This is a genomic window from Mesorhizobium sp. WSM2561, assembly GCF_000513915.1.
GTDB classification, from domain to species: Bacteria; Pseudomonadota; Alphaproteobacteria; order Rhizobiales; family Rhizobiaceae; genus Mesorhizobium; species Mesorhizobium muleiense.
In genome coordinates, this window is record NZ_AZUX01000015.1 from 74,474 (window position 1) to 95,468 (window position 20,995).

Annotated in this window: 19 protein-coding genes; 15 read left to right on the forward strand and 4 right to left on the reverse strand. The window is 62.7% G+C overall.

Translation table 11 applies throughout. From position 1 onward, the window contains the following. Window positions 1-101 precede the first annotated feature (101 nt). The 4 genes from M727_RS0114165 to M727_RS0114180 all read left to right on the forward strand — a co-directional run bounded on the left by M727_RS0114165 (window position 102) and on the right by M727_RS0114180 (window position 5,064). Entirely contained in the window at window positions 102-1,940 is a 1,839-nt protein-coding gene (locus M727_RS0114165) for a M3 family oligoendopeptidase (protein WP_027153234.1), read from the forward strand. 359 nt (window positions 1,941-2,299) lie between these two features. After that, window positions 2,300-3,136, forward strand: a complete 837-nt coding sequence (locus M727_RS0114170) for an NADH dehydrogenase (RefSeq protein ID WP_027153235.1) — start codon at window positions 2,300-2,302, stop codon at window positions 3,134-3,136. A gap of 171 nt (window positions 3,137-3,307) precedes the next feature. Next, window positions 3,308-4,453: an aminodeoxychorismate synthase component I gene (locus M727_RS0114175; protein ID WP_027153236.1), complete on the forward strand. Its 1,146-nt coding sequence runs from the start codon at window positions 3,308-3,310 to the stop codon at window positions 4,451-4,453. Then, window positions 4,402-5,064 carry an aminotransferase class IV family protein gene (locus tag M727_RS0114180; protein ID WP_027153237.1) on the forward strand — a complete coding sequence of 221 codons (663 nt, stop codon included), beginning with the start codon at window positions 4,402-4,404 and terminating at the stop codon, window positions 5,062-5,064. Before M727_RS0114175 ends, M727_RS0114180 begins: the two co-directional genes overlap by 52 nt. A 124-nt stretch (window positions 5,065-5,188) precedes the next feature. Here M727_RS0114180 and aztD read toward each other — a convergent pair whose 3' ends face one another. Together aztD and aztC are read right to left on the reverse strand one after the other, a co-directional pair. Next, window positions 5,189-6,250, reverse strand: a complete 1,062-nt coding sequence (gene aztD, locus M727_RS36445) for a zinc metallochaperone AztD (protein ID WP_245268619.1) — start codon at window positions 6,248-6,250, stop codon at window positions 5,189-5,191. 230 nt (window positions 6,251-6,480) lie between these two features. Beyond that, window positions 6,481-7,464 carry a zinc ABC transporter substrate-binding protein AztC gene (aztC, locus tag M727_RS0114190; protein ID WP_027153238.1) on the reverse strand — a complete coding sequence of 328 codons (984 nt, stop codon included), beginning with the start codon at window positions 7,462-7,464 and terminating at the stop codon, window positions 6,481-6,483. Between the two features lie 364 nt (window positions 7,465-7,828). Here aztC and M727_RS0114195 point away from each other — a divergent pair, with 364 nt between their 5' ends. The 10 genes from M727_RS0114195 to M727_RS0114240 all read left to right on the forward strand — a co-directional run bounded on the left by M727_RS0114195 (window position 7,829) and on the right by M727_RS0114240 (window position 17,030). Then, on the forward strand, window positions 7,829-8,209 hold the full coding sequence (locus M727_RS0114195; RefSeq protein WP_027153239.1) for a Fur family transcriptional regulator: 381 nt from the start codon (window positions 7,829-7,831) through the stop codon (window positions 8,207-8,209). Window positions 8,210-8,321: 112 nt separating this feature from the next. After that, complete coding sequence (locus M727_RS0114200) at window positions 8,322-9,302, forward strand: GTP-binding protein (protein ID WP_027153240.1); 981 nt, start codon at window positions 8,322-8,324, stop codon at window positions 9,300-9,302. An 81-nt stretch (window positions 9,303-9,383) separates the two neighbouring features. Next, the gene (locus M727_RS0114205) at window positions 9,384-9,644 is read left to right on the forward strand and encodes a hypothetical protein (RefSeq protein WP_027153241.1); all 261 of its coding nucleotides are present in this window, start codon (window positions 9,384-9,386) and stop codon (window positions 9,642-9,644) included. A 105-nt stretch (window positions 9,645-9,749) separates the two neighbouring features. Then, window positions 9,750-9,878 carry a hypothetical protein gene (locus M727_RS43780; RefSeq protein WP_280944163.1) on the forward strand — a complete coding sequence of 43 codons (129 nt, stop codon included), beginning with the start codon at window positions 9,750-9,752 and terminating at the stop codon, window positions 9,876-9,878. Window positions 9,879-10,019: 141 nt separating this feature from the next. Then, window positions 10,020-11,465: a homospermidine synthase gene (locus M727_RS0114215; RefSeq protein WP_027153242.1), complete on the forward strand. Its 1,446-nt coding sequence runs from the start codon at window positions 10,020-10,022 to the stop codon at window positions 11,463-11,465. A gap of 198 nt (window positions 11,466-11,663) precedes the next feature. Further along, entirely contained in the window at window positions 11,664-12,035 is a 372-nt protein-coding gene (locus tag M727_RS0114220; protein ID WP_027153243.1) for a hypothetical protein, read from the forward strand. Window positions 12,036-12,213: 178 nt separating this feature from the next. Then, the gene (locus M727_RS0114225; RefSeq protein ID WP_027153244.1) at window positions 12,214-14,244 is read left to right on the forward strand and encodes a bifunctional UDP-sugar hydrolase/5'-nucleotidase; all 2,031 of its coding nucleotides are present in this window, start codon (window positions 12,214-12,216) and stop codon (window positions 14,242-14,244) included. Between the two features lie 146 nt (window positions 14,245-14,390). Continuing rightward, window positions 14,391-15,455, forward strand: a complete 1,065-nt coding sequence (gene hemH, locus M727_RS0114230; RefSeq protein WP_027153245.1) for a ferrochelatase — start codon at window positions 14,391-14,393, stop codon at window positions 15,453-15,455. A 149-nt stretch (window positions 15,456-15,604) separates the two neighbouring features. Then, window positions 15,605-16,555 carry an SPFH domain-containing protein gene (locus tag M727_RS0114235; protein ID WP_027153246.1) on the forward strand — a complete coding sequence of 317 codons (951 nt, stop codon included), beginning with the start codon at window positions 15,605-15,607 and terminating at the stop codon, window positions 16,553-16,555. Between the two features lie 4 nt (window positions 16,556-16,559). Next, entirely contained in the window at window positions 16,560-17,030 is a 471-nt protein-coding gene (locus tag M727_RS0114240) for an NfeD family protein (RefSeq protein ID WP_027153247.1), read from the forward strand. Window positions 17,031-17,102: 72 nt separating this feature from the next. On the opposite strand, the gene M727_RS0114245 is transcribed toward M727_RS0114240, so the two are convergent. Further along, window positions 17,103-18,104: a KpsF/GutQ family sugar-phosphate isomerase gene (locus M727_RS0114245; RefSeq protein WP_027153248.1), complete on the reverse strand. Its 1,002-nt coding sequence runs from the start codon at window positions 18,102-18,104 to the stop codon at window positions 17,103-17,105. 161 nt (window positions 18,105-18,265) lie between these two features. On the opposite strand from M727_RS0114245, the gene M727_RS0114250 reads away from it, so the two are divergent. After that, window positions 18,266-19,996 (forward strand): outer membrane beta-barrel protein, encoded by a 1,731-nt coding sequence (locus M727_RS0114250; RefSeq protein ID WP_036262239.1) that lies wholly within the window; start codon window positions 18,266-18,268, stop codon window positions 19,994-19,996. 57 nt (window positions 19,997-20,053) lie between these two features. Here the strand turns inward: M727_RS0114250 and galU are convergent, their stop codons facing one another. Next, window positions 20,054-20,971: a UTP--glucose-1-phosphate uridylyltransferase GalU gene (gene galU, locus M727_RS0114255; protein ID WP_027153250.1), complete on the reverse strand. Its 918-nt coding sequence runs from the start codon at window positions 20,969-20,971 to the stop codon at window positions 20,054-20,056. Window positions 20,972-20,995 lie beyond the last annotated feature (24 nt).

The window sequence follows — 20,995 nt, forward strand, 5'->3', positions numbered from 1 at the left end:
TGGTCCGTGAGCACCGGAAGCGCAGAAAACGCCATCAGATGGCCGCCAGAGTAGAGTTTCCAAACGGTCTCTCAGGTCTTGCAATCTGGAAAGTGTCGGCAATGAGCATGGTTTTTGGTCGGCAGCTTGCGGCGGCGGCGTCCGGTCAGGGCGCGGCGGAGCTTGGTGATCTGCCGGAATGGGATCTCGCCGATCTCTATTCCGGCATGGACGCCCCCGAGCTGAAACGCGACATCGCCAAGGCGCTCGCCGATGCCATCAGCTTCGAGAGCCGCTGGAAAGGCACGCTCGCCGCCGAGGCGGAGCGTGCCGACAGCGGCAGGCTGGGCGAGGCGCTTGCCGCCTATGAGGCGCTGGAGGAACTGATTGGCCGGATCGTCTCCTATGCCGGACTGATCTACGCCGGTAACACCGCGGATCCGCAGCGCGCCAAGCTCTATGGCGACATTCAGGAGAAGATGACCGACGCCAGCGCGCATCTTCTGTTTTTCGCGCTCGAACTGAATCTTGTCGACGATGCCGCGATCGAAACCGCGCTTGCTGCCGATCCTGCCTTCGCTCACTACCGGCCGTGGGTGCTTGATCTGCGCATGGACAAACCCTACCAGCTCGAAGATCGGGTCGAGCAGCTTCTCCACGAGAAGTCGATTACCGGACGCGGCGCCTGGAACCGCTTGTTCGACGAGACGATGACCGATCTGCGCTTCGACATCGATGGCGAAGAGCTGACCCTGGAGCCGGCGCTGAACCGCCTCCAGCATCCCGATGGCGAGGTGCGCCGCCGGGCTTCTGAAGCGCTGGCCGCAACCTTCCGCAAGAATCTGCGCACGTTCACGCTGATCACCAACACGCTGGCCAAGGACAAGGAGATTTCCGACCGCTGGCGCGGCTTCGCCGACATCGCCGATTCGCGTCATCTCGCCAATCGCGTCGAGCGCAGCGTGGTGGATGCGCTGGCCTCAGCCGTTCGTGACGCTTACCCGCGCCTGTCACACCGCTACTACGCGATGAAGGCGCGCTGGCTCGGCATGGAAGTGATGAACCACTGGGACCGCAACGCGCCGTTGCCGGAGACCCCGCAAGCGATCATCGGCTGGGACGAGGCCAAGAACACGGTGCTTTCCGCCTATCAGCGCTTTTCACCTGACATGGCGGAGATTGCCCGGGTTTTCTTCGACCGCAACTGGATCGACGCACCAGTAAGGCCTGGCAAGTCGCCTGGCGCCTTCGCGCATCCGACCGTGCCGTCGGCGCATCCCTATGTTCTGCTCAACTACATGGGCAAGCCGCGCGACGTGATGACGCTGGCGCATGAGCTTGGCCACGGCGTACATCAGGTGCTCGCCGCAGGCCAGGGCGCGCTGATGGCCTCGACGCCGCTGACACTGGCCGAGACGGCGTCCGTCTTCGGCGAGATGCTCACCTTCCGCTCGCTGCTGGACCAGACCACCGACAGGCGCGAGCGCAAGGCCATGCTTGCCCAGAAGGTCGAGGACATGATCAACACGGTCGTGCGCCAGATCGCTTTCTACGAGTTCGAGCGCAAGGTGCATGCCGAGCGCAAAAACGGCGAGTTGACATCGGACAGACTTGGCCAGTTCTGGCTGGAGGTGCAGGCGGAAAGCCTCGGGCCGGCGATCAAGCTGCGCGAGGGTTACGAGGTCTTCTGGAGCTATATTCCACACTTCATCCATTCGCCTTTCTACGTCTACGCCTATGCGTTCGGCGACTGCCTGGTGAATTCGCTCTATGCGGTCTATCAGAATGCAGAGCGTGGCTTTCAGGACAAGTATTTTGCCATGCTGCGCGCCGGCGGCACCAAGCATCATTCCGAGCTCCTGGCACCCTTCGGTCTTGATGCCACCGATCCTGCCTTCTGGCAGATTGGACTTGGCGTGATCGGCGGGCTGATCGACGAGCTCGAAGCTTTGGACAATTGACACACAGCGCTGAACATCCAGGTTCGACAGAACAGTTTAGCCGCAATGCATATTGGGGCCATTCTATTCTTGCTCTAAATATCTGTTCTTGAATAACTCTCCGTGGAATTTTTCCGTTAGCTTTCCGGAAGCCGTATGATAGCGTCCCGCCTCAAGCTCAGTCGGGCGCGGGCTTAGGCCAATCTTCGGCCGGTCACGGGGATTCGACGATTTGCGACAGCGCCGTTGGCCATGGCAGGAAAGCCGGTCGCCGACAGCGCGATTTAAGCCGGCTGTTCCGCGAGCAGCGGAGCCACCATTGAATGGTCCTTGTGCCAAGGTCCCAGGCCACGGCAGATGGATCGGACTGGAGAGAGACAATGGGCACTTTTTTCTACATGCTCCTGGCGTTCCTAGCAGGTGTGTTGGTTGGCTGGTTCATCTGGGGACGCCCGCGTGGCGATCTCGACAGCCTGCGCGGTGACATGGACCGCACCCGCAGCGAGCGCGACAGGGTACGCGCCGACGCCGACCGCCTCACCCGTGAGCTGGAAGTATGCCGCGGCGCCCGCGCCGACCTGGAGCGCCAGTTGGGAGAGGCACAAGGCACCAAGACCGGCGCGACAAAGGCAGCAATCCCGGCACCGCCGGCATTGATGGCGACATCCGCGCCGGCCAATACGACGCCGGCCAAAACGACGCCCGCCAAGACCGGGTCAGCAAAGACCGCGCCAGCAAAGTCCGGGCCAGCAAAGTCCGGGCCAGCAAAGACCACTTCCAAGAAACCGGCGGCCGCGAAGGCGGCAGCCGCGCCGAAGGCCAGTGCATCGAAAACGAGTCCCTCGCAGGCAAGTGCGTCGCCGGCAAGTGCGCCAAAACCTCCCGCATCGACAACGAGTGCTGCACCAAAGAGCGCTGCGCCAGCGGCAAAGAAAGCCGCGACAACAAAGGCGGCGGTGGGCAAAGCCAGCAATCTGCGACGCCTGATCGGCATCGGTCCGGCCAACGAGCGATTGCTCCACGGGCTCGGAGTCACAACCTATGCGCAAATCGCCGCCTGGACGGCCGCCGACGTCAAGCGGATCGAGGAGACGTTGAACTTCGACGGCCGCATCGAGCGTGAGCGCTGGATCGAGCAGGCGAAACTGCTTGCCGCCGGCGATGAGGAGGAATTCGCGCGCCGCTTCCCGACCGCGGGGACCGGGAGCAACACCTGAATTGCCTGCCGGCATCGAGCACATAAGGGACCGGCGACGCCCGCGAGGTGCCGCCGGTTTGCTTTTGCACTAGCTGCGTTTGCGTCTTGAGACGCCGGTCTCTCGATTGCGCGCGATCGAGCCGCCATATAGAGCGATAGCTGGCGTCATCGATCGCAGCATCCGAGTCCCATGCCCCTGCCCTCTGCAATTTTTCGAAATGACGAGCGCGCTCATCAGCTCGTCTTCGACCAGCCGGCCGACATCATCGTGGCGCATGAGGCAGAGGATTTCCTGCCGGCGCTGGACATTGCGCAGGCCGCGCATGACGCCGGCAAATGGCTGGCCGGCTATTTCTCCTACGAGGCCGGCTACCTGCTCGAACCGAAGCTCGTTCCGCTGCTGCCGGGCGGACGCCGCGCCCCGCTTGTCTGCCTGGGGATCTTCGACGCGCCTGTCGAACAGCCGGTTGTGCCCGGCAACGCGCCGTCGACCAACGGCCCGATCTTCAACGCCAGGGCCGCCTGGACTTCGGAAGACTACGCAAAACGCTTTGCCCGACTCCACAATCACATTCGCAAGGGTGATTGCTATCAGGGCAATCTGACCTTTCCGGTTCATGCGCAATGGTCGGGCGATCCGCTGGCCGCCTTCGACGCGCTGACGGAGCGCCAGCCGGTGAAATACGGCGCGCTGATCGCGCTCGGCGATCCGGTCGTCTTGTCGCGTTCGCCGGAACTGTTCTTCGAGATCGACGCCGCAGGCATGATCGAGACGCATCCGATGAAGGGCACCGCCCCGCGCGGCGCGACCAAGGCGGAGGACAAGCGGCTGAAGACGTTCTTGCTCAATGACGAGAAGAACCAGGCTGAGAACCGGATGATCGTCGATCTCCTGCGCAACGACATTTCGCTGATCAGCGAAGTCGGCACGCTGGAGGTGCCGGAGCTTTTCCGCATCGAGAGCTACCCAACCGTCCACCAGATGGTGAGCCGCGTGCGGGCCAAGCTGTTGCCCGACCTCACCATCCGCCGGATATTCGCTGCGCTGTTTCCATGCGGATCGATCACCGGCGCCCCGAAAATCCGCGCCATGGAAATCCTGCACGATCTGGAAGCCACGCCGCGCGACGTCTATTGCGGCGCCATCGGCTGGATCGCGCCCGGCGGCACGATGCGCTTTTCGGTGGCGATCCGCACCATATCGCTCTTTTCCAGCGGCGAGGCCGTCTACAATGTCGGCGGCGGCGTCGTCTTCGATTCGACGGCCGAGGAGGAGTATCAGGAGTGCCTGCTGAAAGCGCGCTACGCGACGGGAACACCGCCGATTTCGAGCTGATCGAAACCATGCGCTGGCAGCCGGGCCAGGGCTTCCTCCGTTTCGACCGCCATTTGGCACGCCTTTATGGCTCGGCGGCCGAACTGGGTTTTGCCTGCGATCCGCAGAAGGTCGGCGAGATGCTCAAGAACGCCGTCGACCGGCCGGACATAGCCTTGCGCACCCGCCTGGCCCTGTCGCGCAGCGGCAAGGTGACTGTCTCGGCGCTGCCTTATGAGCCGCACGCAGCCGACAAGGTCTGGAGGCTGCAACTGGCGCGGGTGCGGCTTGATTCAAGCGACACGCTGCTGCGCCACAAGACGAGCCGCCGGGACATCTATCAGCGGGCGCGCGCCGAATATCTGATCAATCGGGCCGACGAGGTTCTGCTGGCCAACGAGCGCGGCGAAATCTGTGAGGGCACGATCACCAATCTCTTCGCCGATTTCGGCGACGGCGCGTTGGCAACACCGCGGCTCGATTGCGGCTTGCTGCCTGGTGTATTGCGCTGCGAATTGCTGGACGAAGGCCGCGCCCGCGAGGCAATCTACAGCCTGGATGATCTGAAGTCGGCCAAAGCGCTGTTCGTCGGCAATTCACTGCGCGGACTGATCCCGGCACGGCTGGGCTGAAACGCAATCGGTGCCGGACGACGCGCCCAGTGCTGTATCTCACGCATGGTTTCCCTTGCGAGTTGGATGCGTCCGGCCCGAAAAAGAATGGGCCGGACGCGCGGCAGCCGCTTGGGAGGAGCGACTATTCGCCTTCGTGGGTCTGACCCGAGCCGCCGACGGAAACGATGTCGAAGGGCTTGCCTTCGACGGCAATGTCGCCGGTTTTCTCGAACGACGTCGCGTCAACGAGATGCAGCACGCCTTGCAGTGGGTCAGTGACCACGATCTTGTCGCCGGCGACCGCGACACGCGGCCTCGGATCGCTCCAGTGACCGTCCATCGAATAGGGGGCAGTCAGCTTGAGCGAGTTTGCGATCTCCCCCTTCACCACGTCGAGCTGGTGAAGCTGGCCGTCCTCGGTGAAGACGTAGGCGAACTTGGCACGAACGGGGTCGACCGCGAAATGCACGCGGCGCGTCGGAAGGTTGATCAGCCGGAATGCGTCGCTCTCGATCGTCGGATCGATCAGCACCACCTTGTCGGCGCCGTAGTTGCCGAGGAAATATTGCAGGCCTCTGCCGCCGATCAGCGTCGTGGTTTTGCCATCCGGCAGGCTGTCGGCATAGGGCAGATGACGGATCGCCGGGCTGCCGTCGCCATGGCTGACGACAAGCAGGCCGGTCGCGCAGGCGAAAGCCAGGATATTGCCGGAAGACGCCTCGCCGTGGAGGTCTGGGCAGGCGTGGATGCCGCCGATCGGCGCGCCGGCCTTGTCAGCGACCCTGATGCCGACCGGGAGTTCGTCCGGCTTTTCCCTGTTCGGCTCCGACAGGAGGACATGGGAGCCATAGGCGACTGCGACGCCGTGCTGCGGCGCGTCGGTCTTCACTGCCCTGAAATCCGGCTTGCCTTCCAGGACCGACTTCTCGGAGATGATGCGCACGACACCCTCGCCGTCGAAAAAAACGGCGAAGTCTCCGTCATGCTCGACGAAATGCGACGGCTTCTTGCCTGTGATCTCGACGCCGGCAAGTTTTGGCGCTTCGACGTCGATATCGCCGTGCTCGCCGTGGTCCTCGAAGGAAATGCCGCTCGCGATCCCGGCAACGACGCCGGCCGAGCCCTGCACGGCAAACACGGTGCTGCCGCTTTCGCTGCGATGGAGCGACGCCGGCCCTTTGATCTCAAGCGTCCTTTTGGCCATCGATCGCATCGACTACGGTCACCTTCGGGTCCGCGTGATCCGAGATGAAGAGGCGCCATGCGGTCACCTCCTCGGCATGGGCAGCACTTGTTGATAGGGACACAAGCAGCGCGATGGCCGTGGCTGACGCCCAATTTGTCCTCACGGTATTCTCCTTGAATGTTATTACATAACTCGTTGTGATCGACGAAGAGGCGGATTGCTCCGCCTTTCCATCACAGGGCTGGCGGTCAGCTTCCGATGATCGCGCCTTTGATCGTCGTGATGTTGTGCCGCATCATCTCGAGATAGGTCGCAGCCGGACCGTTCTTATCCGACAGGGCGTCGGAGTAGAGCTCACCGCCGACTTTCAGGCCCGTCTCGCTGGCGATCTGCTCGATCAGGCGCGGATTGGTGACGTTCTCGACGAAGATTGCCGAAGCCTTGTCTTGCCTGATCTGTTTGATCAGGGCCGCGACGTCGGAGGCTGAAGCCTCGGATTCGGTGGAGACGCCCTCCGGTGCCAGGAATTTTATGCCGTATTCGTGTTCGAAATAGCCATAGGCGTCGTGGGAAGTGATGATCGTGCGCTTGGCCTCGGGGATCTCAGCTACGGCAGCTTTGATCTCCGCTTCCAGTGCCTCGAGCTGCTGGCCGTATGATTCGGCATTGGCCCGATAAGTGTCGCAGCCGGCTGCATCGGCGGCGCAGAAGGCATCGGCGATGTTCTTCACATAGAGTTCGGCATTGTGCACGGACTGCCATGCATGGGGATCGGACTCGCCGTGATGATGGTGCCCTTCCTCATGGCCCTCTTCCGCCGCGGCGTGCTCTCCCCCGCCCTCGGCGGCTTGATCCTGATCGTGGTGACCTTCTTCCTCGGCGTTGCGCAACACCTCGCTGCCTTTGGTCAATTCCACGATCGGCGCCTTCGTGGCGCTCGCCTCGACGAGACGCTGGAGGAAACCCTCGAACTGGAGGCCGTTGACCAGCACCACGTCGGCCGAACCGACGGTTGCCGCGTCGGCCGGTTTCGGTTCGTAGACATGGGCGTCGCCATTCGGGCCGACCAGCGTGATGATGTCGACACGATCGCCGCCGACATTCTTCGCGAAATCGGCGATGATCGAGAAACTGGCGACAACCCTGAGGTTCTCGGCAGCGGCCACCGACGGAGCGATTGGCAACGATGTTATAGCGCCTATCACGACGGCGAGTTTTAGCGTCCTGGACATTCGATCGACTCCTTTGTTCAAGCGGTTCTGTGGGAGATGCGCCGGACGCGTGGCGAGCAGCCGCGCGCCCCGGCAGAGATAAAAGGGAATGTGGATCGTGCCCGCCGACAAATGATCGTCGTCCTGCACGATCCCATCGAGGCGGCGGGATGGCTGTTGTGGCCCAGCGTCAGGATTTGAAGTGTCAGGTCTTGAAAGATCACGCAGGCAGCCATTCGATCCATCTCCGCGGGAGCCATCGAAGTCAGCCCCGCTCTTGACGATCCGTTATGTTATGTTATCACGCTCGTCAATCCAAAATGTTATACTATAACCGACGCCCGCCATTGTGCTCGAAACTGCCTGGAATACGAGGGAACAGCGGATGCCTGGACGCAACCAGCAGCTGGTACTCGACGCGCTGACGCGCTCCGAGAGGCCGATGGGGGCCTATGAACTGCTTGGACTTCTTCGCCAGGAAGGGCTCCGCTCACCGCTACAGATCTATCGCGCTCTGGATCGGCTCGTCGAGCAGGGCCTGGTTCACCGGATTGAGAGCCTGAGCGCGTTTGCGCTCTGCGTCCACAGCGACTGCGGCACCCATGGGCGCGCCGCCTTTGCAATCTGCGCGAATTGCGGGCGGGCAAGTGAGGTTCATGACCCCGGATTGGAGCGCGTGCTGCGCCGCATTGCCCGACGGCAGGGCTTCCAAACCAACTCGGCCACGGTGGAGCTTTCGGGTCTGTGCGAGGCTTGCGCGCATTGAACAGGCGCCGGCCTTCCGTCTACGGGCGATCCAATCGGCTCGCGCCTGACCCAGCTGAATCCGCAACAATCCAACATCCGGAGACGACTATGCCGCTTGAGCCTCCCAGAAAATGCCCGTCACGGTTCTTACCGGCTACCTCGGCGCCGGCAAGACGACGCTGCTCAACCGCATCCTGTCCGAACAGCACGGCAAGCGTTACGCCGTGATCGTCAACGAGTTCGGCGAGATTGGCATCGACAACGACCTCATCGTCGATACCGACGAAGAAGTCTTCGAGATGAACAACGGCTGCATCTGCTGCACGGTGCGCGGCGACCTGATCCGGATCATTGAGAGCTTGATGCAGCGCAGAGACCGTTTCGACGCCATCCTGATCGAGACGACCGGCCTTGCCGATCCCGCCCCCGTCGCCCAGACCTTCTTCGTCGACCACGATGTGAGGCAGAAGACGACACTCGACGCGATCATCACCGTCGCCGATGCCAAGCATCTCCTCGGCGAACTGGATAATGCGCATGAGGCGCAGGAGCAACTCGCCTTCGCCGATATCGTCATACTGAACAAGACGGACCTGGTGGCGCAGGCCGAACTCAAGGCAGTGGAGGCGCGCATTCGCAGGATCAACCCGACGGCTGCGATCAAGCATTCCATACGTTGCAACGTTCCACTCGACGAGGTTCTGGGTCGCGGCGCGTTCGATCTGAACCGTGTCCTCGAAGTCGAGCCGGACTTTCTCGATGCGGGCCACGACCATGTGCATGACGATCACGTCACCAGCTTCTCTCTCGTCACGGAAGCTTCGATCGATCCGCGCAAATTCTTGCCGTGGATCCAGATGATCACACAGAAATTCGGCATCGACATGCTGCGCATGAAAGGCATCCTGGCGTTCAAGGGCGATGAAGACCGCTTTGTCGTTCAGGCCGTCCACATGCTGCTCGAAGGCGACCACCAGCGCCCCTGGAAAGCGGGGGAGAAGCGCGTCAGCCGCCTGGTTTTTATCGGCCGCAACCTGCCCAAAGGCCTGATTGAAGACGGCTTCCTCAAATGCCGTGTCGAAATGGACACGCTGGTGGCGCTGAATGCATAGGTTCGGCAAGGCCGACGGCAGCGCGCGTCCTTTATCCCGTTGGTCTGGCCGGGCGCCTTGGTCTTCGGAACGGGATTGTAAGTGAATCGTCTCGCGAACCCACTCGCCCCGCGCGGGTTTGCCGTTCCGGAGAAGACCAGCCAGATCAAGGTCTGGGTTCGCAAGGCTTGCGGGCTCGATGACGATGTCGTCGTGTCCGTCACGGAGCTGGCATGCCGCAAAAATGGCTGTCCCGACATCGAACCGGTGATCGGCATAATGCGTCCCGGCGAGAAAATCGAGATGATCCGGGTCAACAAGGCAATCGCCGATGTGACCTCGCACGATCTGCCGCGAGGGTGAATGGATCGGCGTATGCGCAGGGTGTTCGGCCTCGCGACCGAGGCTGTGGCGCTTACCGAGTGTCACCGGAACGGGACCGAGATCGGGAACCATCGATGAGAACTGGTGCTCGCCGCATCTTTCGCCGCGCCATTGCTGGCGCTCGACTTCGCCCAACTCGACTACAAGGGCCAACTCGACAACAGGGGAATGACGGCCGGCCGTCAGCGGCTGATCGTCTCCTTAACCACATGACGAATGCGGCGTAGCTCGCGGCTTTTCGCTGGTTTATGACAATGATCTGTGGTTGTAGCGCGTGGCGGTCGGGCAAAAAAATGCTCCGCTTTGCGTCTGTTTGCCCGGCTTTTCAGCCTATCTGAGGGAGTAATCGATAAAATGGCGAATGAAAACTGGCCCGTTTACGGTGAGATCACCGGCCCTGTCGTGATGATCGGCTTCGGCTCGATCGGACGGGGAACGCTGCCGCTGATTGAGCGCCATTTCAAGTTCGATAAGTCGCGCATGACGGTCATCGACCCACGCGATACCGATCGCAAGCTGCTCGACGAGCGCGACATCACCTTCATGCAGGATGCGGTGACCAGCAAGAACTACAAGAAGCTTTTGACGCCGCTGCTGACCAAAGGCGGTGGCCAGGGCTTTTGCGTCAACCTGTCGGTCGACACCGGCTCCGTGGATTTGATGCGGCTCTGTCGCAAGCTGGGCGTGCTTTACATCGACACCGTCGTCGAGCCATGGCTCGGCTTCTATTTCGACACCAAGGCCGACACTGGCAGCCGCACCAATTATGCGCTGCGCGAATCCATGATCGAAGAAAAGCGCGCGCACCCCGGCGGGGCGACCGCAATCTCCACCTGCGGCGCCAACCCAGGCATGGTCTCGTGGTTCGTCAAGCAGGCGCTGGTCAACCTCGCCACCGATCTTGGCCTCGAGTTCTCCGAGCCCGCGCAGCACGATCGCGAAGCTTGGGCCAGGCTGATGAAGAAGGCCGGCGTCAAGGGTATCCACATCGCCGAGCGCGACACACAGCGCACCAAGAAGCCGAAGCCGATGAACGTGTTCTGGAATACCTGGTCGGTCGAAGGATTCATCTCGGAAGGGCTTCAACCGGCCGAGCTCGGCTGGGGCACGCATGAGACGTGGATGCCGAAGAACGGCAAGAAGCACAAGCATGGCTCGAAGGCCGCAATCTATCTGGAGCAGCCGGGCGCCAACACGCGTGTGCTCAGCTGGTGCCCGACGCCGGGCCCGCAATATGGCTTCCTGGTGACCCACAACGAGTCGATCTCGATCGCCGACTTCTTCACCCTGCGCGGCAAGAAGGGCAAGGTCCAATATCGCCCGACCTGCCACTACGCCTACCATCCCTGCAACGACGCCGTGCTGTCGCTGCACGAGATGTTCGGCGCCGCCGGCAAGGCACAACCGGTGCATCACGTGCTCGATAAGAACGAACTGGTCGACGGCGTCGACGAGCTCGGCGTGCTGCTCTACGGCCACGACAAGAACGCCTATTGGTACGGCTCGCAGCTGTCGCTGGCGGAGGCGCGCAAGCTGGCGCCTTATCAGAACGCCACGGGCATGCAGGTCACGTCGGCAGTGCTGGCGGGCATGGTCTGGGCGCTGGAAAATCCCGAGGCCGGCATCGTCGAGGCGGACGAGATGGACTACAGGCGCTGCCTGGAAGTGCAGTCGCCCTATCTCGGGCCGGTCAAGGGCTACTACACCGACTGGACGCCGCTCGACAACCGCCCTGGGCTGTTCCCGGAAGACCTCGACAAAAACGACCCATGGCAATTCCGCAACATCCTCGTTCGATAGTTCAGCATCCTCGTTCGAAAGCAATGTCTCACTGCCTTGCAATCGTCTGGAAATCGGGCGATTGAAGGAAGGCGGCCTGGAGCGACGTGCATCCATTTGGACGCACAAAGTACGCTCTGGCGGTTCGAGTGTACGCATCGTGCTTTCCGAAAAATCGCATCGATTTTCGGGCCAATGCGAGAGGAGAGGATCTTGATGATGACGATTGCGCGCAAATTGTTTTCGGCCGGCGTTGTCGCGGCGGCTGCCGCCTTGGCGGCGTGCACCACCGCCGGCCCGGGCGGGCCGCCATCGGCCACGCGGAGTCCGGTCGAAGGCTCATGGATCGACGCGCAGGGCACGGGCCTGTCGACCTTCGCCGGCGGCAGCTTCAAGACCGTCGCCACCGACACCGGCCAGAAGCTTGCCGACGGCAGCTACGCCATGACCGGCGGCACCTCGGTCCAAATCCAGGGCACTTCGCTGATCCGCCAGACGCCGATCAGCTTCAACTGCTTGTTGATCTCCACCTCGCAGCTTAATTGCACCAGCGTGAGCGGGCAGAACTTTGTGCTGACGCGACGCACCTGAGCCCATACTGAACTGCTTTTGCAAAGGACGGCGGCTTGAGGCCGCCGTCTTTTTGTGCCGGCAAAGCTGGGCCCGATTCCGCTTGCATCGGCTAAAACGCGATGTGAACATGGGCGAAAAGCCGGCTGTTATGTTCCAGTCGAGCGAGGGCGTTAAACAGGTCATCCGGGAGACGAAGATGAAGAAGATCGCCGCCATTGCCGCCCTGTCGGCGTCTACGCTTGGCCTGTCGACCGGCATGTCCTTTGCCGACTACACGCTGAACATCCTGCACATCAACGACTGGCACAGCCGCATCGAAAGCAACAACAAATATGAATCGACCTGCTCGGCCGAAGAGGAGACCAAGGGCGAGTGCACCGGCGGCGCGGCGCGGCTGATCACGGCGATCGCCCAGCAGCGCAAGAAGCTGGAAGGCCAGAATGTGCTGCTGCTCAGCGCCGGCGATAATTTCCAGGGTTCGCTGTTCTACACGACCTACAAGGGCAAGACCGAAGGCGAATTCCTCAACCAGATGAAATTCGACGCCTTGGCGGTCGGCAATCACGAGTTCGACGACGGCGAGGCGGCGCTGGCGCCGTTCCTGGATATGATCAAGTTTCCGGTGCTCGGCGCCAATGTGAAGGCCAACGCGCAATCCAAGCTCGGTGACCGCGTGAAACCGTCTGTTGTGATCGAGGTCGGCGGCCAGAAGATCGGCGTCGTCGGCGCGGTCACCAACGACACGCCGGAGCTGGCTTCGCCAGGCCCTAACGTCACGATCGAGGACGACGTCAAGTTGATCACATCAGAGGTCGAGAGGCTGAAGGGAGAAGGCGTCAACAAGATCATCGCGGTCACCCATATTGGTTACAAGCGCGAGCGTGACGTCATCGCCAAGATCCCGGGTGTCGACGTGGTGGTTGGCGGCCACAGCCATTCGCTGCTGTCCAACACCGACCCCAAGGCTGAAGGCCCCTACCCGACGATGGTCGACAATCCGGACGGCTACAAGGTGCCGGTCGTCCAGGCGGCGTCCTATTCGAAGTATCTCGGCGAGTTCAAGGTCGTGTTCGACGACAATGGCGTCGTCAAGCAAGCCAGCGGCGACCCGATCTACCTCGACAAGTCGATCACGCCAGACCCCGCCGTGCTTGCCCGCATCAAGGAGCTCGGCGCGCCGATCGAGGCGTTGAAGAACAAGGAGGTCGCCGAAACCACCAAGGCGATCGACGGCAGCCGCGAGAACTGCCGCACCCGCGAGTGCGAGATGGGCAATCTTGTCTCCGATGCCGTCCTCGACCGCGTCAAGGACCAGGGTGTCGAGATCGTCATCACGAATGGCGGCGGTCTGCGCGCTTCGATCGACCAGGGTACCGTCACCATGGGCGAGGTGCTGAACGTGCTGCCGTTCCAGAACACGGTGGCGACCTTCCAGATTTCCGGCAAGGATCTGGTTGCCGGGCTCGAGAATGGTCTCAGCCAGATCGAGGACGGCGCCGGCCGCTTCCCGCAGGTTGCCGGCCTGAAATATTCATTCGACAAATCGGCTGCCGCGAATGCCGGGCGCGTCAAGTCGGTCGAAGTCATGGAGGGCGGCGCGTGGACGCCGATCAATCCGGACAAGGACTACCTGGTCGCGACCAACAACTATGTGCGCCAGGGCGGCGACGGCTACAAGGTGTTCGCCGACAAGGCCAAAAACGCCTACGATTACGGTCCGGGCCTCGAGCAGGTGGTCGCCGATTACCTCGGCGCGCATCGGCCCTATACGCCGAAGCTCGAGGGCCGCATCACCGAAATCACAGCCGCCGCCGCGGCGGAACCGGCCCAGCAATCAGCCCAGCAATCGGCCCAGGAACCGGCGAAGCCGGCCGAGGCTCCCGCTCCGGCCGAGCCCGCAAAACCGGCAGAAACGGCTCCAGCCACGACTGCGGAGCCGGCGATGCCCGAACCGCCGGCCGGTTCGGACGATATTGCCACGACACCGCCAGCCGTGCCGACGGAACCCGCCCCGGCAGCGCCGGCACCAGCGGAGGCTGCGCCTGCCGAGCCGGCAAAGCCGGCCGAAAGCAGCCATGTGATCGTTGCCGGCGACACCTATTGGGATTTGGCGGAAAAGGCCTATGGCGATGGCGCCAGGTGGAAAACGATCTCCGACGCCAACCAGGACTACGAGCCGCGCCGCCTTCCGGTCGGCGCAACCTTGACCATCCCGGCCGCAAACTGAATTCTTCTGTCATTGTTGGAAGACCCGTCCGGCAAACCGGGCGGGTTTTCGGCTTTAGCCTCCCCAGCCAAGGTAAGGTGCGGCCAGACGCTGCATTGAAAACCGGCGCGGCATCGCTAGTTTCGCGCGGTGTCCGGAGATCCCTTATGACGCCTTCCAACCCTGCCGATCCCAAGGCCGCGACGGTCCTCGACCCGCTGCCGGCAGGACAGCCGCCGGTCGGGGCGGGCAGGATCGGCGTCATGCTGGTTAATCTCGGCACGCCCGACGGCACGGAATTCAAGCCGATGTGGCGCTATCTCAGGGAATTCCTGTCCGATCCGCGCGTCATCGAACTCAACAAGGCGATCTGGTACCCGATCCTCTACGGGCTGGTTCTCACCACGCGGCCGAAGAAGTCGGGCGCCAACTATGCCAGGATCTGGAACCGGCAGCGTGACGAGTCGCCGCTGCGCACCTACACCCGCGCTCAGAGCGAAAAGCTGACCGAGGCGCTGCGCGACCTGCCCGGCGTCAGCGTCGACTGGGCAATGCGTTACGGCAATCCTTCGACCGAGAGCGTCGCCAAAGGGCTGGTCGCGCAGGGCTGCGACCGCATTCTGTCTTTTCCGCTTTATCCGCAATATTCCGCGACCACGACCGCGACCGCCAACGACCAGTTGTTTCGCGCGCTGATGAAGATGCGCCGCGCCCCGGCGATCCGCAGCGTGCCGCCCTACTATGCCGAACCGGTCTATATCGAGGCGCTTGCCCGTTCGATCGAGCGCCATCTGGCGACGCTTGATTTCGAGCCGGAAATGGTCATTGCCTCCTATCACGGCATTCCGAAGCCCTATTCCGACAAGGGCGATCCCTATCAGGCCCATTGCCTTGAGACGACCCGGCTGCTGCGGGAAAAGCTCGGCTGGGATGAGAAGAAGCTGATCACCACGTTCCAGTCGCGCTTCGGCGCGCAGGAGTGGCTGCAGCCCTACACCGACAAGACGGTCGAGAAACTGCCCGGAGAAGGCGTGAGATCGATCGCCATCGTCAATCCGGGCTTTTCTGTCGACTGCATCGAGACGCTGGACGAGATCGGCAGGGAGGCGGCCGAGACCTTCCATCATGCCGGCGGCGAAAAGTTCGCGCATATTCCCTGCCTCAACGACAGTGCCGAGGGCATGGCGGTGATCGAGGCGATGGTGCGGCGCGAACTGTCGGGTTGGGTGTGAAGCCGATACAATCGAGCGCCGCCAACCGGCTTTCTATGCACCGGCAATCCACTATCACCTGATTGTAACGTTCCTGAAACACACTTAAGTGTTTGGTGAAGTCGCTTGCGTTGAAACATTTCCGTGGCCGGCATCTGAGGGAGAGCCAAATGGATTTCAGTGGTTTCGATATCGCGCTTCTTGTTCTTGTCGCTCTTGTCGTGCTCGTGCTTTTCAAAGGCATCCGGACAATCCCGCAAGGCTACAATTACACCGTCGAACGCTTTGGCCGTTATACCAGGACATTGAGCCCCGGCCTCAACCTCATCGTGCCGTTCGTCGACCGCATCGGCTCCAAATTGAACATGATGGAGCAGGTGCTCGACGTCCCGACGCAGGAGATCATCACCCGCGACAACGCCACCGTCGCCGTCGACGGCGTCGCCTTCTACCAGGTGCTCAACGCGGCGCAGGCCGCCTACCAGGTCGCCGGGCTGGAGAACGCCATCCTCAACCTGACGATGACCAACATCCGTACCGTGATGGGCTCGATGGACCTCGACGAGCTTTTGTCGAACCGCGACGCCATCAACGAACGCCTGCTGCGCGTCGTCGACGAGGCGGCACATCCCTGGGGCATCAAGATCACCCGCGTCGAGATCAAGGACATCAATCCACCGGCCAATCTCGTCGAATCGATGGGGCGCCAGATGATGGCCGAGCGCAACAAGCGCGCGCAGATCCTCGACGCCGAAGGCCTCAAGCAGTCGCAGATCCTGGAAGCCGAGGGCCGCAAGGAAGCCGCCTTCCGCGACGCCGAGGCGCGCGAACGCTCGGCCGAGGCCGAGGCCCGCGCCACGCAAGTGGTGTCGGAAGCGATCGCCAAGGGCGACGTGCAGGCGCTCAACTACTTCGTTGCGCTGAAATACACCGAAGCACTGACCAGGATCGGCTCCGCCACAAACAGCAAGGTCGTGCTGATGCCTATGGAAGCTTCGTCATTGATCGGCACGCTCGGCGGCATCGGCGCGATCGCCAAGGAAGTTTTCGGCAGCGAGGGCACTGCCGGCACCACGCGGCAGGCTGCACGCCCGCCCGTGGTTCGTCCCAGCGAGACCTGAGGCCATGTTCGAACGCATCATTTCCGAACTCGGCCCCTGGGTTTGGATGGTTCTCGGCTTCGTCCTCCTGGTGATGGAGGTCATCGCACCGGGCATATTCATGCTGTGGATCGGCATCGCCGCTCTGCTGATCGGCGTGGTGTCCCTGCTCATCTGGGACGCGGACTTCTGGACCTGGCAGATCCAGGTTCTCGCCTTCCTGGCGATGTCGCTGGTTTCAACCTATGTCGGCAAGAGACTGGTGGGTGGGCGCGATGATGGCACCGATCAGCCACTGCTCAACCGCCGCGGCGCACAGATGATCGGCAGGATGGCCACCCTGGACGAGCCGATCAGGGACGGCCGCGGCCGCATAAAGCTGGGCGACACGCTATGGCGCGTCTCCGGCCCCGACCTGCCGGCCGGCACGCAGGTGCGCGTGACGGGCGCGGCCGACACCGATCTGGAACTGACGGTCGAGGCGGTCCTGGACTGATCCGACCATCTCGGCAGGCGACTTTTCAAACAGGCCTGATGTCTCTCAGTTTCGAAATTCGCTCAGGCGAGCTCAAGCTGCGCCGATGCGCAGCAGGTCGTGCAGATGGACAAGTCCGACCGGCCGTCTGCCTTCGACAACCATCAGGCTGGAGATGGTCGAACTGTTGATCGTCTGCAGCGCGGTCGCCACCAGCGTATCCGATCCGGCCGTCTTCGGCTCCTTGGTCATGACCTGATCGACGCTCATCGCCAGAAGATTGCTGCCGATGTGGCGCCTGATGTCGCCGTCGGTGATGATGCCGATCAGCGCACCATCCGCATCGGTTATCGCCACGCAGCCAAACCCCTTGCGCGACAATTCGAGGATCGCTTCGTGCATTCCAGTGCCGGAAGGCACCAGCGGCAGCCTGTCGCCGACATGCATGATCTCGCGGATCTGCGTCAGATTGGCGCCAAGTTGCCCACCGGGATGGAAGGTGCGGAAATGATCCGGCGTGAAGCCGCGCGCTTCGAGCAGCGCGATGGCCAGTGCATCGCCGATCACCAGTTGCAGCAGCGTCGATGTCGTCGGCGCCAGGCCGTGCGGGCAGGCTTCCGGCGCGCGCGGCAGCAAAAGCACCACATCGGCCGCCCGCGCTAGCGCCGATCGCTCTCCGGCGGTGACTGCGATCAGCGGAATCGAGAAGCGCCTGGAATAGGCGATGATGCCCTTGAGCTCGCGGCTCTCGCCCGACCACGAGATGGCGATGATGGCGTCGTCCCTGGCGATCATGCCGAGGTCGCCATGATTGGCTTCGGCAGAATGGACGAAGAAAGCCGGCGTGCCGGTCGAGGCGAGCGTTGCCGCGATCTTTGAGCCGATATGGCCGCTCTTGCCGACGCCGGTGACGATGACGCGGCCAGCGATATGCGACACCATATCGACGGCGCGCGCGAACGGTTCGGTCAATCCGTTTTCGAGCGCGGCCGCCAGCGCCGCGACACCGGCCTGCTCGGTCGCTACCGTTCTAAGCGCCGAGGCGATCGAAGCCTGCCCATCGAGCCGCTTCTTGTCTGGGGATCCCGCATGCATGGCTGATGCGATTAGCGCTTTGCTGCGCGCCTGTCCAACGGAATTGCCATCCGGTAGCTATCCAGTGGGCTTTGATCGACCGCCGCTCAACCCTCCGTTAACCATCCCCGTTTACGGTTCGGTAAGTATGGCGCGCGTGCGCCGCGCAAGCAGTGGTAGCGATGTCCGGGGCCCCGCCTGAAAAGAAAAGAAGACGAAACGGCAAGGCGGTCTGCGCCTTGCTGCTGGCGACCAGCGTCTTCGCCTTGCTGCGGCCTGCGCAGCCCTATGCCCAGGTAACCGAGCTGCGCGGCGAGGTTTCGGAATCGGCGATTCTGGACGACCAGCAGCGCAAAACCAGGCAATTGAGCATCGCCCAGGATCAGACGGCGCAGGCCGGTGCAACCACCCAGAGCACTGCGCCGACGCCCACCTATCAGCCGGCCAGCCCGGGCGCCGAGCAGGACGACGACGCGGCACCCGCGACCGGCAGCATTTTTGATCCGCCGGAAGCAACCGACGATCCGTTTGCGGACGCCCCCGTTCCCGTCCCGCCGCGCCGGCCATCGAGCGCAACCCAGGGCGCAGCCGATCAGGACGAAGCCGCCGAGACACAGGCCGCCACCGCGACGACGGCCCCGACGGATGACGAGGACACCGCCGAGACGGACCCAATCAATTCCCGTGCCGTGACCATCGCTTCCGCCGACAGGCAGCAACTCGATCCGGGCGCCGAGCGCGCCGAAGCCATCGAAGGCCGGGACAGGAGGGCCGAGGACGACCCGTTCGCCGCCACCGGCATCAAACTCGGCTCCTTCGTGATCAGGCCGACGCTCGAGCAAGGCCTGAAGGCCTCATCGAATGCCGATTCAAGCAGCGAAGGCAAGCCGGCCCTGCTGTCGGAAACGACGCTGCGCTTCAACGCCATCTCCGACTGGCGGGAGAATTCGGCTACCGTCGACGGCTACGGCACCTTTCTCAAGACCCTATCGGGCGACGAGGTTGAGGAGGCGCGCGGCCGTGTCGAAGGCACGCTCAATGTCGACTTCGACAACGATCTGCGCGCCATCGCCAAGCTCGGTTACGAGGCGGCACCGGAATCGGCTTCCTCGCCGGTCGTCATCGAAGGCACCGCCGAGCAGCCGGTGCGCCAGACCATTGATGGCAGCCTGGCGGTCGAGAAGGATGCCGGCAAGATGCGCTTCGCCCTGACCGGCGCAGTCGAACACGACATCTACGGCGACGCCAGGCTTTCGACGGGCGGAACGCTGTCGCAGAAAGACCGCGATTCGACGCTCTATACCGCCACCTTGCGCACCGGCTATGAGATTTCGCCCGCCATCACCCCTTTCACCGAGGTCGAAATCGGCCGCCGGGTCTATGATTTGCGGGTCGACAGCAATGGTTTCGAACGATCCTCGACGCGGCTTGGGGTTCGGGCCGGCGCCGAGCTCGACCTCGGCGAGAAGCTTGCCGGCGAGTTCTCGGCCGGCTGGCTGCGCGAGGCGATCGACGATGACCGCCTGCCGGCAATTTCGGGCGCCACGGTGAACGCCGACCTCAGATGGTCGCCGCAACGCGGCACCACGATCGGCCTCACCGGGCAGACGACCGTCGAGGGCACGACAACCGCCGACGAAAGTGGCACCATCCTTTACTCCGGCCGCCTCACCGCCGAGCGGGAAATCCGTGCCAACCTGATCGGCAACGCAGCTCTCGGCGTAGACTGGCGCGACTACATCGGGTCGGACGGCCATGATCTGACGCTGAGCGCCGAGGCCGGACTGACATGGTGGCTGAACCGATATGCCGGACTGACCACCCGCGCCAGAACCGAAAAACAGACCAGCAACATCGAGGGCCGCGACTACACCGCCCACAGCATCTTTGTCGGGGTGACACTGCAGCCGTAAACCAAGCCGCCGCGCACCCTCGGTTCAGGCCCGAGGGCATGCTTTTGCGCGCATGCATTAGCCCGGGGGGTAGAACGCCGCGCCCCGCTGCTCTGACGGTTTCATCTCGTCGAGAAGCTTGCTGATAACGCCCGCCATGCGTCCGTTCATGTCGCTGCGCCACAGCGCGAAGGCGACGTTGGCCTCGACAAAGCCTTCCGGCGATCCGCAATCGAAGGTGCGCCCTCGGTAGTGGCAGCCATAGAAGGGCTGCTGCTTCTCCAGCTTCAGCATCGCATCGGTGAGTTGTATCTCGTTGCCGGCGCCCTTCTCCTGGCCTTCGAGTATCCCAAATATCTCCGGCTGCAGGATGTAGCGCCCGTTGATGTATAGGTTGGAGGGTGCCGTGCCGGTCTTCGGCTTCTCCACCATGCCGGTAATGCGGAAACCGTGATGCGTATCCTCGCCGCGGCCGACGATACCGTATTTATGGGCCTCGGCGGGGTCGCATTCCTGAACCGCGACGATGTTGTTGCCGGTCTCGGCATAAAGCTCGACCATCTCCTTCATGCAGCTTTTTTCGGACTGCATGATCATATCGGGCAAAAGCAGCGCGAAGGGCTCGTCGCCGACCAGCTCGCGGGCACACCAGACGGCATGGCCAAGGCCAAGCGGCACCTGCTGGCGGGTGAAGCTGGTCTGCCCTGGCGAAGGTTGCAGCCGCTGCAGGCGGGCGAGCTCGTCGTCCTTGCCGCGTTGGGCGAGCGTGTCATAGAGTTCGAACTGAACGTCGAAATGGTCCTCGATGACCGCCTTGTTGCGTCCGGTCACGAAGATGAAATGCTCGATGCCGGCTTCGCGTGCCTCGTCGACCACATACTGGATGACAGGCCTGTCGACGACGGTCAGCATTTCCTTGGGTATGGCCTTGGTGGCCGGGAGAAAACGCGTGCCGAGGCCAGCGACCGGGAAAACTGCCTTGCGAACTCTCTTCATGCTGTCAAATATCCGCTTCTAAGG

Bases quoted from the DNA above. Each gene is read 5' to 3' on its own strand.
- M727_RS0114250 (WP_036262239.1), top strand. From the start codon at position 18,266: ATGTCCGGGGCCCCGCCTGAAAAGAAAAGAAGACGAAACGGCAAGGCG.
- M727_RS0114245 (WP_027153248.1), bottom strand. From the start codon at position 18,104: ATGCATGCGGGATCCCCAGACAAGAAGCGGCTCGATGGGCAGGCTTCG.
- M727_RS0114165 (WP_027153234.1), top strand. From the start codon at position 102: ATGAGCATGGTTTTTGGTCGGCAGCTTGCGGCGGCGGCGTCCGGTCAG.
- hemH (WP_027153245.1), top strand. From the start codon at position 14,391: ATGACGCCTTCCAACCCTGCCGATCCCAAGGCCGCGACGGTCCTCGAC.
- M727_RS0114195 (WP_027153239.1), top strand. From the start codon at position 7,829: ATGCCTGGACGCAACCAGCAGCTGGTACTCGACGCGCTGACGCGCTCC.
- M727_RS0114215 (WP_027153242.1), top strand. From the start codon at position 10,020: ATGGCGAATGAAAACTGGCCCGTTTACGGTGAGATCACCGGCCCTGTC.
- M727_RS0114170 (WP_027153235.1), top strand. From the start codon at position 2,300: ATGGGCACTTTTTTCTACATGCTCCTGGCGTTCCTAGCAGGTGTGTTG.
- M727_RS0114175 (WP_027153236.1), top strand. From the start codon at position 3,308: ATGCCCCTGCCCTCTGCAATTTTTCGAAATGACGAGCGCGCTCATCAG.
- aztC (WP_027153238.1), bottom strand. From the start codon at position 7,464: ATGTCCAGGACGCTAAAACTCGCCGTCGTGATAGGCGCTATAACATCG.
- M727_RS0114225 (WP_027153244.1), top strand. From the start codon at position 12,214: ATGAAGAAGATCGCCGCCATTGCCGCCCTGTCGGCGTCTACGCTTGGC.
- galU (WP_027153250.1), bottom strand. From the start codon at position 20,971: ATGAAGAGAGTTCGCAAGGCAGTTTTCCCGGTCGCTGGCCTCGGCACG.
- aztD (WP_245268619.1), bottom strand. From the start codon at position 6,250: ATGGCCAAAAGGACGCTTGAGATCAAAGGGCCGGCGTCGCTCCATCGC.
- M727_RS0114220 (WP_027153243.1), top strand. From the start codon at position 11,664: ATGACGATTGCGCGCAAATTGTTTTCGGCCGGCGTTGTCGCGGCGGCT.
- M727_RS0114235 (WP_027153246.1), top strand. From the start codon at position 15,605: ATGGATTTCAGTGGTTTCGATATCGCGCTTCTTGTTCTTGTCGCTCTT.
- M727_RS0114200 (WP_027153240.1), top strand. From the start codon at position 8,322: ATGCCCGTCACGGTTCTTACCGGCTACCTCGGCGCCGGCAAGACGACG.
- M727_RS0114240 (WP_027153247.1), top strand. From the start codon at position 16,560: ATGTTCGAACGCATCATTTCCGAACTCGGCCCCTGGGTTTGGATGGTT.